Raw genomic sequence first — 1,324 nt, 5'->3', positions numbered from 1 at the left:
TCGCTATGAACCGCCCCGGAAATCGAGGAGGCTCCAATATTTGAGAAAATGGAGCCATGAAGAAGAAATCAACAAGATATTCGCCGGAGATCATGGAGCGCGCAGTGCGCCTGGTCTTCGAGAGCAGGGAGCAATACGAATCGCAGTGGGCGGCGATTGAATCGATTGCGGGCAAGATTGGCTGCACGGCAGAGACGTTGCGGCGCTGGGTTCGCCAGCAAGAGCGTGATACCGGCCAGCGTTCGGGGGCAACCACGACCGAGCAGGAACGGGTTAAAGCGCTGGAGCGGGAAGTCAAGGAATTGCGCCGTGCCAACGAGATTTTGCGCCTGGCCAGCGCATATTTCGCCCAGGCGGAGCTCGACCGCCGATCGAAATCATAAAGGCATTCATCGACGAGCACCGGGAGACCTTTGGGGTCGAGCCGCTCTGTGAAGTGATGCAGATCGCCCCGTCGGCCTATTGGCGCCATGCCGCCCGGTGTCGCAATCCGATGTTGAGAAGCGCACGCACCAAGCGTGACGAAGCCTTGATTCCCCACATTGAACGTGTGTGGCATGCCAACATGCGGGTTTACGGGGCGGACAAGGTCTGGAAGCAACTGCGCCGCGAAGGCAGCGACGTGGCGCGCTGTACGGTGGAGCGACTCATGCGCAAGTGCGGCCTGCGCGGCGTCATACGAGGCAAGGCAGTGCGTACTACGCAAGCCGACAAGGCAGCGCCATGTCCGCTGGACCGTGTCAACCGGCAGTTCAAGGCGACGCGTCCAAATCAGCTCTGGGTATCGGACTTCACCTATGTCTCGACCTGGCAGGGATTCGTGTACGTGGCCTTCGTGATCGATGTGTTCGCCCGGCGCATTGTCGGCTGGCGGGTCAGCAGTTCAATGCAGACGGACTTCGTACTGGACGCACTGGAACAGGCGCTGTACGCTCGGCAGCCGGAACGGGAAGGCGGCTTGATTCACCATAGCGACCGCGGCTCACAGTACGTGTCGATTCGCTACAGCGAGCGTCTTGCCGAAGCCGGCATCGAGCCGTCAGTCGGAAGCAAGGGCGACAGCTACGACAATGCGCTTGCAGAAACGATCAACGGGTTGTACAAGGCGGAACTGATTCACCGCCGTGCGCCATGGAAGACGCGGGAAGCCGTGGAGCTGGCAACGCTGGAATGGGTATCCTGGTTTAACCATCATCGGCTGCTGGAACCGATTGGCTATATCCCGCCGGCAGAAGCTGAGGCAAACTACTACCGGCAATTAACCGGTCAGGTCGAAATGGCCTGACTCACACCAACCGGCCTCCTCAAAAGCCGGGGCGGTTCA

General features: G+C 60.0%; 1 protein-coding gene and 1 other annotated feature. The gene reads left to right on the top strand.

Translation table 11 applies throughout. From position 1 onward, the window contains the following. Positions 1-56 precede the first annotated feature (56 nt). Positions 57-1,285 (top strand): IS3 family transposase gene (locus TSA66_RS00460; protein ID WP_094298971.1). Its coding sequence is split into 2 segments (ribosomal slippage): positions 57-342 and positions 342-1,285, totalling 1,230 coding nucleotides; the frame shifts between segments, so codons are not numbered across the junction. Next, positions 338-454: a sequence feature (AL1L pseudoknot), on the top strand. It overlaps the preceding gene by 117 nt. Positions 1,286-1,324 lie beyond the last annotated feature (39 nt).

The sequence above is a fragment of the Noviherbaspirillum autotrophicum genome (assembly GCF_000818395.1).
Lineage (GTDB): Bacteria > Pseudomonadota > Gammaproteobacteria > Burkholderiales > Burkholderiaceae_D > Noviherbaspirillum > Noviherbaspirillum autotrophicum.
The sequence above is the reverse complement of the archived record's forward strand: the minus strand, read 5'-3'. Positions and strand labels throughout refer to the sequence as shown.